The 933-nt window shown below is 48.4% G+C and carries 3 rRNA genes; all 3 read right to left on the bottom strand.

What is annotated here, in order from left to right:
• A 23S ribosomal RNA gene (locus B5E64_RS17690) occupies nucleotides 1-138 on the bottom strand; the annotation flags it as partial.
• 488 nt (nucleotides 139-626) lie between these two features.
• Nucleotides 627-744 (bottom strand): 5S ribosomal RNA (rrf, locus tag B5E64_RS17685).
• Between the two features lie 108 nt (nucleotides 745-852).
• Nucleotides 853-933: ribosomal RNA gene (locus B5E64_RS17680) — 16S ribosomal RNA — on the bottom strand; the annotation flags it as partial.

Genomic DNA, 933 nt, shown 5'->3' with positions numbered 1-933 from the left:
TGCTCCGCCGGGTTTCCCCATTCAGAAATCTCCGGATCAATGGATATTTGCTCCTCCCCGAAGCTTTTCGCAGCTTATCACGTCTTTCATCGGCTCTTAGTGCCAAGGCATCCACCCTGCGCTCTTTTCAGCATAACCAACTTGATTCGGAATGCGGTTTCGAAAGACGGGATAACGAGAGGCTTCGCCTCGAGTTATTTAAATCTTTCACGGAGCATTCCGTAATCTCACATACCTAGCGTGATATGTGTTGGTCGATAGTGCAGATCGTTTGATCTGCCGTTGTTCTCAATAATGTGTTCACATTACCTCGGATGTCTTGATATTTCTATTTGTGTTCTTATATGCGGTTTTCAAGGTACACGTCCCGGTCATTCAAAAGATATTTTGTTGACCGGCTGACTGATTTTTTATCAGTCATATGAAATCTGAAGTTTTCTTCAAACTTCATATCACTGGTAAAATGACCGCCGGCATTTCTGCCTGGCGTTTACCGTATTGTCAACAGCACTTCCCTGCTGGTCGGGTGGTCATGAAGTCCCCTTTCTTCATGTCCGTATCTATATTAAAATTTATCTCAAAGGCCTCCGCCTGTTTCCAGTCCGGTTCCTTCATTTCTTTTTTGTAGCTGGCGGCCACCTGCTCTCCCACACCGTCTCCAGTGCAGTACCATCGGCCGTCTGGGGCTTAACCATCGTGTTCGGGATGGGTACGGGTGTTTCCCCCAGGCGCATCACCACCAGCGAAGCTTGAGTGCTTGGCGAGGTACTTTCGAGCCTTAGCCCGAAGAACTTCCTCTTCCCTCTCTTCGATCACTCAACAATAGACAACGTCCCTTACTTCTTCCCTTAGAAAGGAGGTGATCCAGCCGCACCTTCCGATACGGCTACCTTGTTACGACTTCACCCCAGTTATCCGTCCCGCCTTCGACAG

Source organism: Drancourtella sp. An12 (genome assembly GCF_002160935.1).
GTDB classification, from domain to species: domain Bacteria; phylum Bacillota; class Clostridia; order Lachnospirales; family Lachnospiraceae; genus Sellimonas; species Sellimonas catena.
This window is presented reverse-complemented; position numbering and strand designations above follow the sequence as displayed.